Source organism: Saliniradius amylolyticus (assembly GCF_003143555.1).
In the GTDB taxonomy this organism is placed as follows: domain Bacteria; phylum Pseudomonadota; class Gammaproteobacteria; order Enterobacterales; family Alteromonadaceae; genus Saliniradius; species Saliniradius amylolyticus.
Map to the genome: position 1 here is coordinate 1,335,786 of NZ_CP029347.1, position 18,572 is coordinate 1,354,357.

General features: G+C 51.8%; 13 protein-coding genes. 7 read left to right on the forward strand and 6 right to left on the reverse strand.

Annotated elements, in window-relative coordinates; all coding sequences use genetic code 11:
* Positions 1 to 118 precede the first annotated feature (118 nt).
* The gene (locus HMF8227_RS06270; RefSeq protein WP_109339358.1) at positions 119 to 898 is read left to right on the forward strand and encodes a substrate-binding periplasmic protein; all 780 of its coding nucleotides are present in this window, start codon (positions 119 to 121) and stop codon (positions 896 to 898) included.
* Here HMF8227_RS06270 and cmoB read toward each other — a convergent pair.
* From cmoB to HMF8227_RS06285, 3 genes are all read right to left on the reverse strand, one after another.
* Positions 885 to 1,862, reverse strand: a complete 978-nt coding sequence (gene cmoB / locus HMF8227_RS06275) for a tRNA 5-methoxyuridine(34)/uridine 5-oxyacetic acid(34) synthase CmoB (RefSeq protein WP_109339359.1) — start codon at positions 1,860 to 1,862, stop codon at positions 885 to 887. The two genes, HMF8227_RS06270 and cmoB, sit on opposite strands and share 14 nt — an antisense overlap.
* Positions 1,859 to 2,590, reverse strand: a complete 732-nt coding sequence (cmoA, locus tag HMF8227_RS06280; protein WP_109339360.1) for a carboxy-S-adenosyl-L-methionine synthase CmoA — start codon at positions 2,588 to 2,590, stop codon at positions 1,859 to 1,861. Before cmoA ends, cmoB begins: the two co-directional genes overlap by 4 nt.
* Before the next feature lie 112 nt (positions 2,591 to 2,702).
* Positions 2,703 to 3,851 (reverse strand): DcaP family trimeric outer membrane transporter, encoded by a 1,149-nt coding sequence (locus HMF8227_RS06285; protein ID WP_420820522.1) that lies wholly within the window; start codon positions 3,849 to 3,851, stop codon positions 2,703 to 2,705.
* A 244-nt stretch (positions 3,852 to 4,095) separates the two neighbouring features.
* Here HMF8227_RS06285 and acs point away from each other — a divergent pair, with 244 nt between their 5' ends.
* From acs to HMF8227_RS06315, 6 genes are all read left to right on the forward strand, one after another.
* Entirely contained in the window at positions 4,096 to 6,039 is a 1,944-nt protein-coding gene (acs, locus tag HMF8227_RS06290; protein WP_109339361.1) for an acetate--CoA ligase, read from the forward strand.
* Positions 6,040 to 6,064: 25 nt separating this feature from the next.
* Positions 6,065 to 6,739, forward strand: a complete 675-nt coding sequence (locus tag HMF8227_RS06295) for a LuxR C-terminal-related transcriptional regulator (protein ID WP_109339362.1) — start codon at positions 6,065 to 6,067, stop codon at positions 6,737 to 6,739.
* 72 nt (positions 6,740 to 6,811) lie between these two features.
* The gene (gene add, locus HMF8227_RS06300; RefSeq protein ID WP_109339363.1) at positions 6,812 to 7,807 is read left to right on the forward strand and encodes an adenosine deaminase; all 996 of its coding nucleotides are present in this window, start codon (positions 6,812 to 6,814) and stop codon (positions 7,805 to 7,807) included.
* A gap of 114 nt (positions 7,808 to 7,921) precedes the next feature.
* Entirely contained in the window at positions 7,922 to 8,467 is a 546-nt protein-coding gene (locus HMF8227_RS06305) for a DUF2058 domain-containing protein (RefSeq protein ID WP_109339364.1), read from the forward strand.
* A gap of 198 nt (positions 8,468 to 8,665) precedes the next feature.
* The gene (locus tag HMF8227_RS06310; protein WP_109339365.1) at positions 8,666 to 9,049 is read left to right on the forward strand and encodes an MAPEG family protein; all 384 of its coding nucleotides are present in this window, start codon (positions 8,666 to 8,668) and stop codon (positions 9,047 to 9,049) included.
* A gap of 1 nt (position 9,050) precedes the next feature.
* Complete coding sequence (locus tag HMF8227_RS06315) at positions 9,051 to 9,572, forward strand: DUF2937 family protein (RefSeq protein ID WP_109339366.1); 522 nt, start codon at positions 9,051 to 9,053, stop codon at positions 9,570 to 9,572.
* A gap of 70 nt (positions 9,573 to 9,642) precedes the next feature.
* Here the strand turns inward: HMF8227_RS06315 and HMF8227_RS06320 are convergent, their stop codons facing one another.
* The 3 genes from HMF8227_RS06320 to HMF8227_RS06330 all read right to left on the reverse strand — a co-directional run bounded on the left by HMF8227_RS06320 (position 9,643) and on the right by HMF8227_RS06330 (position 18,567).
* A complete protein-coding gene (locus tag HMF8227_RS06320) occupies positions 9,643 to 12,039 on the reverse strand; it encodes a TonB-dependent receptor (protein WP_109339367.1) in 2,397 nt (798 codons plus the stop codon).
* Positions 12,040 to 12,230: 191 nt separating this feature from the next.
* A complete protein-coding gene (locus HMF8227_RS06325) occupies positions 12,231 to 15,299 on the reverse strand; it encodes an efflux RND transporter permease subunit (protein ID WP_109339368.1) in 3,069 nt (1,022 codons plus the stop codon).
* A complete protein-coding gene (locus HMF8227_RS06330) occupies positions 15,286 to 18,567 on the reverse strand; it encodes an efflux RND transporter permease subunit (protein WP_109339369.1) in 3,282 nt (1,093 codons plus the stop codon). Before HMF8227_RS06330 ends, HMF8227_RS06325 begins: the two co-directional genes overlap by 14 nt.
* Between the last annotated feature and the right edge of the window lie 5 nt (positions 18,568 to 18,572).

Consider the following 18,572-nt stretch of genomic DNA (forward strand, 5'->3'; position numbering starts at 1 on the left):
TAGACTTAGAGAGTGTTGCCCAAAGCCGTCATCGTTGGCGGCTTTTTTGATCGAAATCACCTCAGTTCTGGTTGGTTTTGAGCTAATCTGATGGATAACTGGGGGATAAGGAAGACGAATGTCTCGTTGGCTACTACTCATAGCATTATGGTTTCACTGTGAAGCTGGATTGGCTGCAGCCAAGGTATCCATTACAGTATTTGATAATCATGAGGAATTCACACGTCTGTCGCCTGCTTATGGACTGTCATGGACACTGCTCGAACAAGCAGCACGAAAGGCAGAAATTCAGTTTGATAAAAGAAGTACGGTTTGGTTGGGGGCTCAGCGGCGAGTCAAGGCGCATAAGTCGGATCTGGCTTTTGGGGCACTGTACTCCGAAGAGCGGGCAAAGTGGGCTTATTTCAGCTTGCCCATGGCAACCGAATCTTCTGCCCTCTATGTGCCAGCTCATGTTAACGCCGGCCCTATTGATTACAAGGACAGTATTGTGGGTGTCTCGAACGGCTCAATACAACATCGTTATGCTCAGAAAAAAGGGTTTAACCAAATTTACCCGGCACGTTCGGCGTTTGACCTTTTCGCCGCCTTAAACGGCCAGCGCATTGACTATGCGCTGTTATCCGACGCGTTTGTGCGAGTCTATTGTCAGAGTCACGAGGTCGATTTGTGCCCTAAACGAGTGACCGAATCCTTGATTCATACGACGGTACATTTTGTCACCGCCAACGATAACCGGCCTATGATTAACGTGGTAAAGCGGCTCAACCAGGCACTGCTTAGTATGGGGGACTCACCACAAGTTAAAGCTCTATTTGAACGATATGGCTTTAGCAATGATCAGTATCAGCAGTGGCTGGATTTAATTCAGTCTTCACCGAAACTCAACCGGCCTTAGCGACTAACACGGCCCGAATTGGAGCTGGATAGCCTTCGATGGTCTTGTTCTGATCGGCTGGGTCTAAAAAGTTGGCTAATGAATGACTGGTCATCCAGCTAGTGCTGCGCTGCTCATCTACGGTCGTTTGATTGATATCCACCACTTTAATATCGCTAAAGCCAACCCGGGTTAACCACTGAGTTAACGCGGCTGTGCTGGGAATAAACCAGACATTTCGCATCTGCGCATAGCGCTCACCAGGGACCAGTACACTGTGCTCATCGCCCTCGATAACCAGGGTTTCCAGCACCAATTCACCATCTTTTTTAAGTAAGCCTTTTAGCTGGTATAGAAAGTCGACGGGGCTGCGTCGGTGATAGAATACGCCCATGGAGAACACCGTATCCAACGCTTTTAATTCCGGCAGATGTTCGATGCCAAGGGGCAACAGGTTAATATTACCGGCTGGATAAAAGTGTTTAATGGCCTGGAATTGCAGGAAAAACGGCAGGTAAGGGTCAACACCAATGACCTCTCGGGCGCCTTCTCCAAGCATCCGCCACAGGTGATATCCGCTACCACAGCCAATATCCAGCACTGTCTTATTCGCTAGAGGACGGATGTGAGGCAAGACTCGGTCCCACTTCCAGTCTGAACGCCACTCCGTATCCAGATGAATACCGTGAATATGGAAGGGGCCTTTACGCCAAGGCTTAAAGCGTTGCAGCAGGCCGGTGATTTGCTTTTGGGTATACTCTTCTACCTTTTGACCGGAGCCGATTTTTACCTGAGTTTGTAAGTCCACCTCGTCGGCGTCCAGATCCGGCAGCTTGCCGATAAGTTTCAGGCCTTTTTGTAACTCTTGCTTATTGGTCTGCTGCCATTGGGCAAGCTGAGCGGGCAGGGTGGTCAGCCAGTGGCCAAGCTCCGTTGATGCAATACGCGTGTAGAATTCGCTAAAGGCAGGGAGAGTGTTATTCATTTGATGGCCACCATTGAGGCAAAATTAAAGCATTTGAACCACAATACAACGTCCTTAAAGCCCGCTTGAGTGAGCCTTTCATGGTGGGCATCAAAGCTGTCGATGCGCATCACGTTTTCCAGAGCGGTGCGCTTCTGGCTGATCTCTAATTCACTGTAACCATTGCGACGCTTAAATTCGTGGTGCAGTTCGACCAGTAGTTCATTGCCTTGGGTTGTGGAATGACTGAGTTTCTCCGACAGTATCAGAATACCGCCCTCCACCATGCCCGCGTAGATCCTGGCAAGCAAACTCTGGCGCTGCTCGGGTGGGATGAACTGTAAGGTAAAGTTCATAACGACCACCGAGGCATTTTTTATGTTGATATTTTGAAGGTCGTCACAGACGACAGAAATGGGCGTCTCGGACTTGTAAGCCTGAATATGACGTTGACATTTTTCCACCATGGCTTCGGAGTTGTCCACCGCCACGATGTCGGTATTATTCGACTGTACATAGCGGCTCATAGACAAACTGGCCGCGCCCAGCGAGCAGCCTAAGTCGTACAAGCGAGTATCTGGCTGGGCGTAGTGTCCGGCAAGTTGGCCGATGGCATCCACAATGGTGTTGTAGCCCGGTACCGAGCGTTGAATCATGTCCGGAAAGACTTCAGCCACGCTCTCATCAAAGCGAAAGTCGCTAACCTGAGCCATAGGGCTGGAATAGATGGTGTCTTGTGGGGTTGCCATAATCTGCTTGTATTGCCGGAAGATGGCGGGATTTTAGCGGAATTAGCGTTGAAAGAAAAAGGCTGGCTCCTGACGTAGAGCCAGCAAGGTCGGTAAAAGTGCAGGCAGCCTCTTAAAAACTGTACTTGGCGGAAAACTGTAATCTGTCCATGTCACCGTCGGTTCCGGACTCCAACTCCCGGGTTGCTTTGGCGTACTCAACACCAAAGGTGAGAGCGGGGGTGGGAGAATACAAAGCATTTATGCGCAAACTGTTGGTCATCTTCGTCGCGTTTGCGCCGGTCAGGGCGGTATCGTTGTCGGCGTTAAAGAACGAATAGCTTAAGCTGGAGCGCCACTGTTCGCTCCACCAGTGACGATAAGCCACCAGACCGCCGGTAGCATCTATGGCTTCAAGCTCACCATTGGCATCTAAAACGGCGCCGTTGGCGGTATTCAGTCCCAGGTAGCGTCCGAGGCCAGAGCCGGAGTTAATCATTAGCTTGAGGTCGTCACGGCCGATGTTGATCTTAGCTGAAAGACTCAGGCCTACGGCGGTAATACTGTCATCAATATTGCTTGCCGTATCTTCATAGGACAGCTGACGTAATAAGCCTGCCAGGCTGATGTGCCCCCAGCCTCCTTTGTAGGTATAACGGGCGACGAAGTCCGGTACGGCGTTATCATCGGCGATAATTCGTCCACCGCCGCCAAAAGGGGTGATGGTCGTTTCTGGATTTTCGATGGCAATAGCAAAGCCGCCATTGGTATAGCGAATCATGGCTTGGCGCACAAAGATAGTACCATCGGTGGCACCAATAAAGTCCAGAGTTTCCGGTAGCACGGCCACGTCCTGAAAGGTACTCCAGCTCTGGCCAAACAACCAGTTATCGTATTGCAGGCTGGCGATCCTGATTCTGGGGCTGTAGGAATTGGAGATGCGCTCGTCACCATTTGGGGTGGCCATAAAGTCCATTTCGATACGGGTAGTGATAGCTTTGCCGTTATCCAGTGAGGTTTTGGTCCCAAGCTTAAAGCGGCTCTGACGGGCGTGCATATCAAAAGCGGTACTTTCCTCTACACCTTCAACGGGAACCAGTGCCGGAATATAAAAATCGCGACCTATATTGCCTGAGGAAAGATCGCCATCGGAATACTGGCTGGCGATGGCATCGAGTTTTATGTATCCACCGTAGCTGAATTCTGTATTGTTTAATGCATCGGCCCCAACGGGTAGAGTACACGCAGCCAACAATGCGGTCAGTGTGGTTATTGTTTTCACGGTTATGTCCTCGCAAACTATGACAATGTCACTGTTGTGTACGAATGGGGAGACCTCAATCTGACCTTGGTCGTATAGACCTAAGTCGAAGACAGTTCGGTTTTTGTTAAGCGAGTATTAATAGGGGCTGGACTGTGTTCTACCCTTTATTTACAAGTTGTTAGACTATGGTCTAATACTGTCAGTCAAGTAACGGCCTACCATAAACAAAAATTTTACAAACAGAACATTCTGGAGAGTGACTATGTCCCATCAAACGCATCCTGTGTCTTCTTATCCCAAACGTCCGACACACGCCGATGACGCCGAGTACCAGCGCCTGTATCAATGGTCTGTCGATGACCCTGAGGGATTTTGGGCTGAGCAGGGGAAGCGTCTGGACTGGAGCACTCCTTTTACTCAGGTAAAAAATACCCGCTTCACCCGTGACGATGTAAGCATCAAATGGTTTGAAGATGGCGAGCTTAATGTGGCTTACAACTGTATTGACCGCCATGCCAAAGCGAATCCCGATGCAACCGCCATCATTTGGGAGGGAGATTCGCCCGAGGAAGACAAGAAAATAAGCTACCAGCAACTGCAAGACGAAGTCTGCAAGTTGGCTAATGGCATGAAAAAGCTGGGAGTAGGCAAAGGTGATCGGGTCATCATCTATATGCCTATGGTGCCTGAAGCAGCCTACGCGATGCTGGCCTGTGCCCGTATCGGAGCCGTTCACTCGGTGATATTTGGTGGCTTCTCGCCCAATGCCATTGCCGATCGCATCGACGATTGTCAGGCCAAGCTGGTGATCACAGCCAACTTCAACCGTCGCGGCGGTAAACAGATGGAACTGAAGTCTAATGTCGATAAAGCATTGGAACGTGAGGATACCCGCTGTATCGAAAAAGTCATCACATTGAACAATGTGGACAGTGATACCGTGATGCAGCAAGGACGTGATATCTGGTGGCATGAATTAGTGGCTGATATCGACAGCTATTGTGAGCCTGAACCCATGAATGCGGAAGACCCGCTGTTTGTGCTGTATACCTCCGGCTCAACCGGTAAGCCCAAAGGAGTGGTGCACACCACAGGCGGTTATCTGGTGTACGCGTCGCTCACTCATCAATATGTATTCGATTATCAACCCGGGGATGTGTACTGGTGCGCCGCCGATGTCGGCTGGATCACCGGCCATACTTATATTGTCTACGGCCCGCTGGCCAATGGCGCACAAACGTTGATGTTTGAAGGGGTGCCCACTTATCCGGATGTTCGCCGTATGGCTCAGATTGTCGATAAGCATCAGGTGAATATTCTGTATACCGCGCCAACGGCCATTCGGGCTCTTATGGCCAAAGGCGATTTTCCTTCCGAGGGCACGAATCGCAGCTCATTGAAAATATTAGGCAGTGTGGGTGAGCCCATTAACCCCGAAGCCTGGGAGTGGTACCACAATAAGATCGGTAACGGTCAGTGCCCCATCGTGGATACCTGGTGGCAGACCGAGACCGGCGGCATTATGATTACGCCGTTGCCTGGGGCCACCGACCTTAAACCAGGCTCAGCGACACGGCCTTTCTTCGGTGTGAAACCGGCACTGGTAGACTCCGAGGGACAGTTCCTTGAAGGTGCGACCGAGGGGAATCTGGTGATCACCGACTCCTGGCCAGGTCAATCACGGACTGTATGGGGCGATCATGAGCGCTTTATGCAGACCTACTTCAGCGCTTACGATGACCTTTACTTTACCGGTGATGGCGCACGCCGCGACGAAGACGGTTATTACTGGATTACCGGTCGGGTGGACGATGTACTTAATGTATCCGGTCACCGCCTGGGCACCGCCGAAATCGAAAGCTCGCTGGTGGCTCATTCGGCCATCGCCGAAGCGGCGGTAGTGGGGTATCCGCACGATATTAAGGGCCAGGGGATCTATGTATATCTGATGCCTACCGATGGCACCGAAGTTACTGAAGAATTAACCAAGGAAGTGCGCCAGTGGGTACGTGATGATCTAAGCCCCATTGCCACGCCGGATTTTATTCAGTGGACGACCGGCCTGCCAAAGACCCGCTCTGGCAAGATAATGAGACGAATCTTACGCAAAATTGCCACTAATGAGCACGAGGCACTCGGGGATACGTCGACCCTCGCTGACCCTGCTGTGGTAGACTCGCTGATTGAGAATCGCCTGAATCGTTAGGTAAGTAGAGCCTGTTGGGGGAGTTATGGCGCAATTTCTGATCGCCGATGATCATCCGTTATTTCGGGAAGCCTTAGGGGGTGCCCTGTCACAGATGTTTGATGATCTGGAAATTGTCCAGTCTGACTCCCTGGACACCACGCTCAAACAGCTCGAGCAGTATCCAGAGCTGGATCTGGTACTGCTCGATCTGCATATGCCTGGCTCTGGCGATCTCTATGGTCTGATTCGCTTGCGCGAGGATTACCCGACAGTACCTGTCGCGGTCATTTCCGGCAGCGACAGTCCAGAGATTATCTCTAAAGTGATGGGCTTTGGTGCGCTGGGCTTTATTCCAAAATCCGCCTCTACAGACGCCATCAAAGAGGCGGTTAGTGCCGTGATAGAAGGAGATAAGTGGGTGCCTGAGACAGTACGCGGCAAGCTCGCCAGCCTGTCACAGGAAGAACGGGATTTGGCCGCGAAGGTCGCCACTTTAACGCCTCAGCAATATAAGGTGTTGTATCTGCTGCACACCGGCCTGTTAAATAAACAAATCGCCTATGAACTAGGAATTACGGAAGCCACAGTGAAGGCTCATATGACGGCGATTTTCCGAAAGCTTGATGTATACAGTCGCATTCAGGCGGTACTGCTGGCGGAAAAGTTGCAGCTTGAGTCGCCCCAGGGAGCAGATTCAACTGGAGCTAACTCAGCTTAAGATAACTATTTTCCCCGCCTTTTGAAAAGAGTACAGTAGGGCCGTATTCCAGCAGTATATTACGGAGCCTGAATGATCAACTATGCATTACCGGTGGTGGATTTACACCGCCACCTGGACGGCAATATTCACCCGAAAACCATCTGGGCACTAGCGCAAGAGCACCATCTGGAGTTACCCGCAGACTCCCTGGAAGCTCTGATTCCCTTAGCGCAGGTACAGGGGCAGACCAGTGACCTGATGGATTTCTTACAAAAGCTCGATTATGGCGTGTCGGTGCTGGCGGATGTGGATGCCTGTCATCGGGTGGCCCATGAGAACATGCGCGATGCCGCCGAAGCCAAACTGGACTATGTCGAACTGAGGTTCTCGCCTTACTATATGGCTCATACGCATGACTTACCCATGGCCGATGTAGTCGCCGCAGTGGTTGATGGCGTGCGTGCGGGCAGTCGCGAATTCGGTGTTAAGGCCAACCTTATCGGCATTTTAAGTCGTACTTTTGGTGCCGATATTTGCATGCAAGAGTTACAGGCATTATTGACCCACCAGGATAAGATAAAAGCTTTGGATCTCGCTGGTGACGAGTTGGGCTATCCGGCTGAATTATTTCTGGAGCATTTTAAACAGGCTCGTGACGCAGGCTGGTTTATTACCATTCATGCTGGTGAGGCCGATGGACCTCAAAGTGTGTGGAATGCCATCGAAAAGCTGGGCGCTAACCGAATCGGTCACGGGGTGGCAGCGACTCAGGATCCTAAATTGATGGATTATATGGCAAGGCATGAGATATCCGTGGAATCTTGCCCTACCTCTAATTACCAAACTGCCACTATCGACGACATTAAAAAGCACCCCATGCCCACGTTTCTGGAGCATGGCATTAACGTCACTCTCGCTACCGACGACCCTGCCGTTTCCAATATCGACTTGGAAAATGAGTACCGAGTCGCCCATGAGGTGATTGGCATCAGTCAACGGCAGCTGGAACAAATTCAGTTAGGAGGGGTTAAGGCAGCCTTCTTGAGTGAAGCGGAAAAGCAACAACTGGCAGAAAAAGCACTTTGACCATGCAGTCAGGCGTCTTCTCAGAAGCCTGACTGCAGGGAAACCCAAGGACATTGTCGGCCGGTATTGATAAAATGATTCAACGGGTGTCAATTTGGCAGTAAGAGAGAAGCCATGTCTTCATTACAAGACCAATTATTACAAGCAGGGCTGACTGATAAGAAGCAGGCCCAGAGAGTCAAACAAGAACAACGAAAAAAGCATAAAGCTCAACGTAAGCAAAAAGTTGTGGAAGTGGATGAGTCCAAACTTGCCGCACAGAAAGCTCTCGAGGAAAAAAAGGCTCGTGACCGTGAGTTAAATGCTAAGAATAAAGCCGAGGCGCAAAAGCGTGAGGTTACGGCGCAGATCAAACAACTCATCCAGTCCAATGCTCAGCCAAAAGATAATGGCGATATTGCCTTTAACTTCACGGATGACAGTAAGGTGAAGCAGCTGCATGTGAACGAACTCACTCACAAGCGCCTGACCAATGGTAAGCTAGCTATCGTGACGCTGGAAGGAACTTACCAGATAGTGCCCATGCCTGTGGCCGATAAGATTGCTGAACGGGATGACAGCTATGTGCTGCATCGGGCCGATAAGGTGCAGGAAAATACTGGCACTGAAGAAGATGACTGGTATGCCGAGTATGAAATACCCGACGACTTAATGTGGTGATTTTGGCATAAAAAAGCCGCTGATAGACTATCAGCGGCAAGCGCCTGTCCCTGGCGACTCAGGCTAGGGCACCGGATTCGATCACCGGTACCAGTAAATCAGTCGACCCATAAACTGGAATAGTTTAAAACAGCACAAAAAACGCGCTATGCTGGAGTCTAAGCATTTGATTTTGCGTGGACTCTAAGGAGATTTAGCGTGATTACTTTACTCTATGCCAGTGTGCTGGCAATTTTGCTCTTGGTTTTGTCCTACAACGTAGTGACCTATCGTCGAAAGCACCAGATCTCTACCGGCGATGGTGGGAATAAACTTTTGGAGATCGCTGCCCGCGCCCACGGCAACGCGGTTGAGAACATCCCTTTTGCGCTGTTGCTTATTTATTTACTGGAACAGTCGGGCTTAGCACCATGGATCATACACCTTCTCGGTATCGTACTGCTATTAGGGCGACTCTCGCATGCCCATGGATTGCTGCGCTCAAAAATACCCTTTCGCTTCTGGGGCATGGTGATGACCTATGTGGTTTTTATTGCCGGTGCCGTGTTGGGGTTAGTGCAGGTGGTGATGCGACTGGTCTAGGATGAAAAGTGTGCTGCTGCATTTGCTGAATTACCTGAGACTGGGGATCTTTGTGGCGCTGCTCCTTTCAGGAGTACAGGTGCCCGCCTTTATCGATCAGTATCAGGACACGGTAACGGCACACTTGTCTGAAGCCAGACAGAATCTGGCGCCGTACCGGCAGGACGCGGAGCGCTTTACTGATGGTCGGTTGGATGCGTTGATTGTGCGTTATCTTGGCAACTCGGATCCAGCGATTGTCGCGGGAGGCCGCAACCTGCGGGCCTTGGTGGCTCGCGTGACGTATCTTAACGATCTTAATCAGCGTCTGTCACAACAAAACAGTCTGCAGAATGCGTGGTTGATGATGCTCCAACCTGACAGACAACTCCTGAGCGAGGCGCAGCAAAGCTACAGTTATCAGATACAGCTAAATCCAGTTGCTATTGGTTGGGGTGTTTTCAGCGGGCTATTGGGTCTGATTTTGATAGATTTACTCTTCGGGATACTGATTCGTTCAGGGCGTCAGAGTGTTACGCCGTAATTTAATCTATCTTGAGGTTATCTAAAAAAGGCCGCATTATGCGGCCTTTTTACTTTCCAGGGATGGCGTCTTAGAACATGGTTCTGAAGGTAACGCCAAAGGTTCTGGGCTGATTAGTCCGATAAGCCAGTCTGGCCCGGCCGCCGCGTTCACGGTCGAAAGACAGGTTGGCATTTTCATCGGTGACGTTATTGGCGTAGATCACCACATCATAATCGTCATAAGTTAATCCCAGGCTCAGGTTCAAAGTGGAGTAGGCATCCAGTTCCAAATCCAGCTCGGTCACTTCGTTACCCGTTGCGCCCCCAAAAGGCAGACCGGATACAAACACACCCGCTCCTTCTACCTGGTCGCCAGGCTGAGTGATGCGGTCACCAACGTATTGGAACGACGCGTTCATATAAGCACTGTCCGAACCGAGCAGGCCGGAATCAAAGTCGTAAGTTGTGCCCAATGAAAACTGCAGCTCGGGAACTGATGCCAGACGGTTGCCTTCTTTAACCCCGCCCAGTACTGAGCCTGTGCTGTCCAGCACCGTGGAGTCAAACTCTGCTTTCACCCAGCTACCGGCGGCAGTGACGTAAAGATTATCTGTGGCCTGACGACTCAGCTCAAACTCCAGTCCATTAGTATGGGCCTCAGGCACATTAAAGGAGATTCGAGACGAGCATGACCCCGCATCCAGAGTAACCTGAAGATCCTCAATATCGGTATAGAACAGCGCCATATTCGCTGTCCAGCCGCGATCCTGAGCCTTAAAACCGACTTCATAGTTGACCAGTTTCTCGTCATCATAGCTTTGGAAACTGCCAAATACCTGTTCGTCCTCATCGTTACACAGGCTGCTGTTCAGTGGATCGTTAACACCACCAAGTCTGAAACCTTGTGACACCTGAGCGTTCAGGTTTACGGTGTCGTTCAGCTTGTAGCTGGCGATAGCACGAGAGGTGAAGCCGTCTGACTCGGTAGAGTCGGTCTGGTCATCGCTGTTCGAGAACAGGCCACCGGTCTTAAAGCGGCGAGACTCTTCATAATCATAGAAGCGGCTGCCGAGAGTCAGGGTCAGGTCCTTATTGACATCGTAGTTAACCTCGCCAAAAACGGCCAGCTGTTCCAGGTCGTAAGGCAGGTAGGAGTTATAGGGCGAGTTCAGCATAAAGCCATTGGCCAGGGCTTCAGATGTCCCTTCGCCAAATATGGCGTCTGTGTAGGCATCGTATCCGGGGGTCGGCAGCCGTTGATTATACTCCCTTTGGGTATCAGCGTAGAACACGCCTGCAACCCACTGAAGAGGCTCAACCGTATTAGAGCTAAAGCGCAGTTCTATCGTATCCTGTTCTACCTCGGTTCCATCTCTGAGGTTGGAGGGTAATGTTACTGCCTCATCGGGGAATCCGAGATCAACACTGACACTGCCGGTCAGAGCAGAAGCATCACGACTGACCATGATCTCACGATCGGTGTAGCTGTAGATGAAGTCCATATCCATTGTGTCCATGGTCCACTTGGCGGTCAGATCGGCTATCAGGGTCTCGTCCTTAAAGCCTTCATCCAGCAGCAGGTATTGCTCGCGCTCGCCCAGTTGAATTGGAGTTCGCTCGGTGGTGTAGGGATTGGCAAACAGGTTGAACACTTCCTGGCGATTAAAGCCATCCATATCGATTTCCTGGTACACCACTCGTGGAGTGATAGTCAGATCAGGCGTGACTTCCCATTTCAGGGCCAGGCGGCCACCCGTGCGGCTGCCGCTGTTTACGTCTTCTTCGAAACCACCACCTTCTTTATACGCATCGATATAGCCGCCATACTGAGTGGAATAGAGCACACCGCGCAGCGCCATATCGTCAGTCAGGGGCAGGTTATACATGCCTTTTAAGTGTCCACCGGTACCACCATCGGTCATGGTATTTAGGTTTGCCTCAAAGCTGCCTTCGGTGATCCCTAACGCAGGTTGATTGGTGATGTAGCGGATGGTGCCACCAATTGAGCCGGAACCGAAAAGCGTGCCCTGAGGTCCCCGCAGGGTTTCGACGCGATTCAGGTCATAAAGGTCAATATCTGGGGTGAACAGGGATAAGGAAATCACGCTCTCATCCAGATAGACACCCACCTGTTCTTTGACGCCAGGTTGGTCACGGACGATTTGACCGGCAGAGACACCACGAATGGCCACCTGACTCTGGCCTGGCCCCAGGTTTTGGATCACCAACCCGGCAATATTGCGCGACAGGTCTTCGAGGTTACCGGCCCCGGCGCGCTCAATATCTCGCTGAGTCTGGGCATTGAGTGAAAAGGGAACTTCTTGCAGCGTCGCGGTGCGTTTCGTTGCAGTGACAAGGATCTGTTCGAACTCAGTATCCTGTTGTTCATTGTTATCCTCTTGCTGAGCAAAAGCGCTGCCACATGCCAGGCTCGCGATGGCTGCCGACAGTAGCGTTCTGCGAAAAGGCTTATTTGTGAGTGTCATCGTGTTCTCCAATTATTATTGTTGCACATTGAAATGTGCTTTGTTTCATAACCAGAATATGACGTTGAAAATAACGCGGCAAGAGCAATGTTGCTTATTTGAGTATAAAAACTCATCAGACGAGTATAGATATACTAACAGTTGGTCTCTGGGAAGGCTCAACACGGCGCTGAGCCTCCCATGGAGAAAAATTATTTTACACCCAGTCGACCGACCAGTTGACGGCTGTCCTGAAACAGGTTGACCGTCTTGCGTCGCAGCTTAAGTAACAGTAGATAGGCAAGCGGCACCAAAAATAAGCTGGTCAGGGTAGAGAAGATCAAGCCCCCAATAATGGCAATGGCCATAGGGGAGTAGGGCGGCCCATCGCCACCAATCTTGGTACTACCCAAAGCCAGAGGCACCAGGCCGAGCACCGTCGTGGCTACTGTCATCAGAATAGGTCGTACCCGAGTCGAGCAACCGTCCATGATCGCCTGCGGTACACTCAGGCCTGAGTTCACCAACTGATTGATTCTGTCCACCAGGACGATGCCGTTGTTCACCACAATGCCCATCAGTATCAACATGCCGATCATGGCCATAATGGACATAGAGGTTCCGGTGAGCATAAAGGCCCAGAATACCCCGGTAAAAGAAAACAGCAGCGAGGTGATTACCGCTGTGGGCAGAAGCAAGGACTCAAACAAAGCCGCCATCACCACATAGATCATGCAGATGGCCAGCAGCATATTGAGTTGCATCACCGCTCGGTTACGGTTGTTATTGTTAAAGCTGCCGCCGAACTGCCAGGCATAGCCAGTGGGCAGCGCGATATTGTCCATCATGGTTCGGATCTGTGTTTGTGCCTGCCCCAGAGTCATCTCTTCACCGAGGTTTGCGCCTATGGTCAGGGCGGTTTGACGCTCGTGGCGGCGGATTTCTGACATTCTGGGGGCCAATGAGAGATCCGCCACCATGTCCAGAGTCACTGTCTTATCCCCCTGACGCAGCAGCGGCAAGTGACGCAGTTTATCCACCGAGTGCTGAATCCGGCGGTCAAACAACAGACGGATGTCTTCCTCACCGGTATCACCATGACGGAAGGTGCGAAGATTGCTACCTCTGAGAGCCGTGGCGACACTATTGGCTACTTGTCCGGCGCTTAATCCGTAACGATAGGCCTTCTGACGATCCACCTTAATGCGCAGTTCCTGTTGCTCGCTGTTGATGTCGGCGCGCACATCGGTCAGACCATTGATACTTCCCAGCACGGGTACCACACGATCGGCGATCTTCATCAGTACATCGGAAGATTGCCCCAGTAGGGTGATTTTAACGCCACCTCCCATGCCTGTGTTCCACTGAAAACTGGGCTTGGCGCGTACAAAGCTGGGCATGTCTTCCATGATCAGCGCCTTGATATCGGCAGCCTTTACAGGCACCTCGTCATTTAAGGTAATGCCGGATACCGCATGACCGGGGTTGTAATAGGAGTACACTTGCTTAATGTGAAAGCGATCCTGATTGGCATAGAGGTATGCTTCCATCCGATCCACTTCTTTTTCCACCTCATCCAGGCTGTAATTACCCTGAATGTGGTAGGCCAACCAGAGCTGCTTATCCGGGCCTTCATTGGCTTCGTCATTAGACACTACACCCATCGGAATAGCGGTGCTGAACAGAATCAATATGGCAATAGCGGCCGTGGCTCCCTGGTGTTTAAGCGTCCATGCCAACGCCTTTAAGTACCCTCGCTTTATCGGGCCCTCAGGTTTTGTAGCCTGAGTGTCCTTCAGCTTTATTCTGGTGCTCAAAAGCGGGATCAGGGTCTGAGCGATAAGCAGTGATGCTAATAATGATATACAGATGGCAATGGCAACATGTTCTAAGAACACGGTGACGTTGACCTTTTCACCGACAATGTTCGGCAGAAACACGATCATGGTGGTGATGGTACCGGCAATAACGGCCAAACTGACCTTGCTGACCCCGGCCTTGGTGGCAGCGATGGGGTCCTTGATATGAGCCCGCTCCTGAACGATGCTTTCGGTGACGACTACCGCATTGTCCACCAACATGCCCACTGCCAGCATCAGGCCCATCAAAGACAGTATATTGAGACTGTAGCCAAAGAAGTACATGGCACCGAGAGTGATGCACAGTGAGAAGGGCACTGACAGAACCACCATTAAAGTGGAACTGAATTGCCGCAGGAAGGCGTACAACACGAGTATGGATAGTACAGCGCCGATAAGGCCGGCTTCCACCAGATCGCCCAGGGAGGACTGAACCGCGTCGGCCTCGTCATTCATGATAAACAGGTTGATGCCGTTAAATGCCGGATTCTGGTTAGCCTGATTGACCACCTTCAGTACGGCAGTAGAAACGTTGACCAGGTTAGATCCGGACTCACGAAAAATGTTAAGACCCACGGCATAAGTGCGATCCAGGTGTCGCCCTTCGGTCCGTTCTGGAGTTTCATAGCCGATATCCGCAACATCGTCCAAACGCACGCCGGGCTTGATGACCAGATTACGAATATCATCCAGGCTGCGAAACTCACCCTGGGGACTGATCAGGATCTTGCGGTCCAGAGCCACAAAATCTCCGGCGCTCATGGAAAAGTTGGCTTGTTGAAGACGCTCAGTGAGTTGTGACAGATCCAGATGCAATGCGGCAACCCGGGCAGAGTCCAGACGGATGGAAATCTGCTTCTTTAACACCCCGTATAACTCTACCTTGGATACGCCCGGAACCCGTTCGATGGGCATTTTCAGGTTGCGCTCCAGAAGATCATAAGCATTGGACAGGTCTCGTTCGCTGGAAACGCGCAGCTGGAAGATGGGCATATCACTGGTATTAAACCGATACACCATTACCCGCTGTACGTCTGAGGGTAGCAGGTGGCGGATAGCGTCGACTTTTTCCCGCGCTTCTATGCTCTTCGCTCGAATATTTTCCCCCCAGTCGAACTGCAGATGCACCACTGATTCGTTTTCATTGGAGCGGGAGTTGAGTTCCCGGATGCCCGACATCGTGGCGAGAGCTTCTTCGATGGGCTTGGTGATCATGGTTTCCACTTCCGCCGGCGAGGCGTTCTGATAGGGCACCACCACTACCATTTCAGGGATATCAATACCGGGAAATTTCTCCAGCGGCAGCAATCGGCTGGCAAGCAGCCCAAGCAACAGCATCGACAAGAAGATCATGCCGATGGTCACCGGCCGTTTAATGGCAAAGCTTGCCAGGCCCGCCCCCATAGATTCAAGCTGATTCATGCTGGGCTCCTTCTACTTGCTCGGCGAACACCTTGCGGTCGAACAGGCTGTACAGCACGGGAATCAGTATCAGGGTCAGCACGGTCGCAAACAGCAGACCGAAAATCACCGTCACGGCCATGGGGGTGCGCACCTCTGCGCCTTCACCCAAACCGATGGCCATGGGGAGTAAACCCAGGGTCGTGGTGAGAGTGGTCATCAGAATGGGTCTTAATCGACTATGAGCGGCGTCCATGATGGCATTGTGCTTATCCATGCCTGAGTCTCTGAGCTGATTGATTCGATCCACCAAAACAATGGCGTTATTCACCACAATGCCCGCCAGCATGATAAGTCCTATGAAGACGACCACACTGATACTGGTACCAGTAATAAGCAAACCATAAATGGAACCTGCTCCGGCAAGGGGCACAGTAAAGAGGATCAAAAATGGGTGCAGCAGCGATTCAAACTGGGAGGCCATCACCAAATAGACCATAAAGACTGCCAGCAGCAAGGCAAACTGGAGAGACTTGAAGCTGACGTCCATCTCCTCGCTCTGACCTGCGACATTGGCGTTAATGGTGGCAGGAAGCGTGACTTGAGTCAGTAACCGACGAGCTTCGGCAACCGCCTCGCTAAGATCGCCAAAGGCAAGATTAGCAGAAATAACCGCGACCCGCTCCTGGCCGATGCGAGTAATTTCGCTGGGACCGGTATCCATACGAATATCGGCGACAGCTTCAAGCGGAATAGCCGGAGTCTGACCGGGGTTGACGATCATTGCGCTGATATCCTCGATAGAGTCACGCTGACGCTGCTGAGTTCGTACTAGAATATCCACCTTGCGGTCATCAATGGTATAACGACTGGCCACTTCGCCTTCCACCTTGGCGGCGATAAGCTGTGATACCTGAGGGGCGGTCAGGCCCAGCTGAGCCAATCGGCCATGATTAAACTGAATGCTGAGCTCTGGATGACCGGACTGCAGGCTGGATTCAATGTCGGTAAAGCGGCGGTTATCCTGCATAGCTTCTAGCACTCGATCCCGGGCGAGAGCGAGTTGGTTCAGGTCGTAGCCGCGCAGCTCAATGGTCAGTGGCGTCGCAAAGCTAAACAGCGCAGGCTGGTCGAAACGGGCTGTCACACTGGCCTGTTGGCGCAAGAACTGGCGCATCTGAGCCTGAACTTGCTCAATGGTCGCCGCGTCGGTCCCTTCATTGAGCACCACATTCAGCTTGCCCCAGTAGTCGCCACCCTGGCTAGGAGACGCGTTCATCAGGCTGCCGGTACCGGCCAGCGAATAGGTACGCTCGACCCCCTCCAGGCCTTGAGTAAAATCGGCAAGTTTGGCGAGCACCTTATCGGTTTGCTCGATGGGTGCGCCGGTCGGCAGAGTGACTTCCACATAGAATTCGCCCTGAGCCATAGAGGGCAGCAGTTCCATGCCCAGTCGAGGCAGTAGTGCCAGTGAAGCGCCAGAGATCACAACAATACTGCCCAACACCAGCAAGCGCTGTTTTAAAGCTCCAGGCAGTAATTTCAGATAAGCGCTTTCGACGGCCTGATACAGCCGGTTAAAGCTCCACAGAAGTGGTGACACCAGTTTGCTGGCGACCCATTTCAGAGCGCGGAACAGCGTAAGCCCAGCGGAGCTAAACACCAGGGGAAGGTAGTAAAACACCCCACGAACCAGCCAGCGCAGAGGCAGGGTTAACCAGTACCAAAGTTTGCCTAACCGGCTGCTGGGCTGCCACGGCGTGCTGGGGCCCAAATCAATTTGTTGCTGATAGGCTTTGGCTTGTTCGGATTTTTCCCTGGCCGCCAGCATCGGAATCAAGGTCAGAGCAACCACCAGTGATACGGCAAGGGCAAAAGTGACAGTGAGGGCCTGATCAGAAAACAGTTGTCCGGCAATCCCTTCGACAAACACCAGTGGGAAAAATACCGCAATGGTAGTCAGGGTGGACGCGGTAATGGCGGTACTGACCTCTTTGGTGCCTATGGCAGCGGCCTTGAATGGGTTGGGCTGGTGCTTCTTCTGCCGGTCAATGTTTTCAAGTACCACGATGGCGTTATCCACCAACAGGCCTATAGCCAGGGCGATACCGCCCAAACTCATCATATTCAGGCTAATGCCGTTACCCAGCATAAGGTTAAAAGTGGCAATCACCGAAACCGGGATCGACAGTGAAATGATCAGAGTAGGCCAGATGTTGTTTAAAAACAGATACAACACCACCATGGCCAGCAAGCCACCCACAATAGCTGCTGACTGGACTTCGCTGATCGCATTGCTGATAAAGCGGCTTTGATCATAGAGCTGAGTAAACTGGTAATCTTCTGGCAGGCTGGTATCAAACTGTTTTAAGCGCTGGGCGACATTCTCTGCGACTTGCACGGTGTTGGCGTCGCCTTCCTTATAGATGGCGATTTCAACCCCTTCGCGGCCGTTGAAGCGAGTTACCGAATCGCGCTCTTTATGGCTGTCTTTGATAATGGCCAGATCGCCCAGGCGAATATTCCGGCCCCCTCGGGTGGCGATAAAGAGGTCCCGGATTTGGTCGAGCTGCGTAAATTCGTTGAGCGTGCGCACCAGATATTCCTTGGCGCCGTCTTCTACCCGTCCGCCGGAGGTGTTGATATTCTCAGCCTTGATGCGATCGATAATTTGTTCCAGGCCGATATTCAGCTGGCTGGCTTTTTGTTGATCCACCAGAATCTGGATTTCGTTTTCCAGGCCTCCGCCCACTTGTACCGAGGCTACCCCTTCCACGGACTCCAGTTTGCGCTTGATCTGTTCTTCGGCGTAATTACGCAGTCCCTTAGTCGTGTCCTCATCCAGATCCTGATCGCCTTTAGGTGACAGGCCATAGCGAAGAATCGGGTCCATGCTGGGGTTAAAGCGGAGCAGCAGGGGCTTTTCTACATCAAGGGGCAGCCTGAGCGTATCGAGTTTTTCTCGCACATCCAGGCTGGCCATATCCATGTCCGTGCCCCAGTTAAATTCCAGGATTACGTCGGACTGACCAGCTTTGGAGCGAGATGTCACCCGCCGTACACCCTGTACCACGCCAATGCTTTCTTCGATGGGCTTGGACACCAACTGTTCTACTTCTGCTGGGGCCGCACCGGTGTAATCCGTTCGAATGGTCAGCGTGGGGTAAGACAGTTCGGGCAGTAAATTGAGCGACAATTTCGACAGTGACACCATGCCGAACAGCACGACTGCAAAGGTAAACATCCAAACCGTGACCGGGCGTTTAACTGCAATATCCACCAATTTCATTGCAC

Bases quoted from the DNA above. Each gene is read 5' to 3' on its own strand.
- HMF8227_RS06270 (WP_109339358.1), top strand. From the start codon at position 119: ATGTCTCGTTGGCTACTACTCATAGCATTATGGTTTCACTGTGAAGCT.
- cmoB (WP_109339359.1), bottom strand. From the start codon at position 1,862: ATGAATAACACTCTCCCTGCCTTTAGCGAATTCTACACGCGTATTGCA.
- cmoA (WP_109339360.1), bottom strand. From the start codon at position 2,590: ATGGCAACCCCACAAGACACCATCTATTCCAGCCCTATGGCTCAGGTT.
- acs (WP_109339361.1), top strand. From the start codon at position 4,096: ATGTCCCATCAAACGCATCCTGTGTCTTCTTATCCCAAACGTCCGACA.
- HMF8227_RS06295 (WP_109339362.1), top strand. From the start codon at position 6,065: ATGGCGCAATTTCTGATCGCCGATGATCATCCGTTATTTCGGGAAGCC.
- add (WP_109339363.1), top strand. From the start codon at position 6,812: ATGATCAACTATGCATTACCGGTGGTGGATTTACACCGCCACCTGGAC.
- HMF8227_RS06305 (WP_109339364.1), top strand. From the start codon at position 7,922: ATGTCTTCATTACAAGACCAATTATTACAAGCAGGGCTGACTGATAAG.
- HMF8227_RS06315 (WP_109339366.1), top strand. From the start codon at position 9,051: ATGAAAAGTGTGCTGCTGCATTTGCTGAATTACCTGAGACTGGGGATC.
- HMF8227_RS06320 (WP_109339367.1), bottom strand. From the start codon at position 12,039: ATGACACTCACAAATAAGCCTTTTCGCAGAACGCTACTGTCGGCAGCC.
- HMF8227_RS06325 (WP_109339368.1), bottom strand. From the start codon at position 15,299: ATGAATCAGCTTGAATCTATGGGGGCGGGCCTGGCAAGCTTTGCCATT.
- HMF8227_RS06330 (WP_109339369.1), bottom strand. From the start codon at position 18,567: ATGAAATTGGTGGATATTGCAGTTAAACGCCCGGTCACGGTTTGGATG.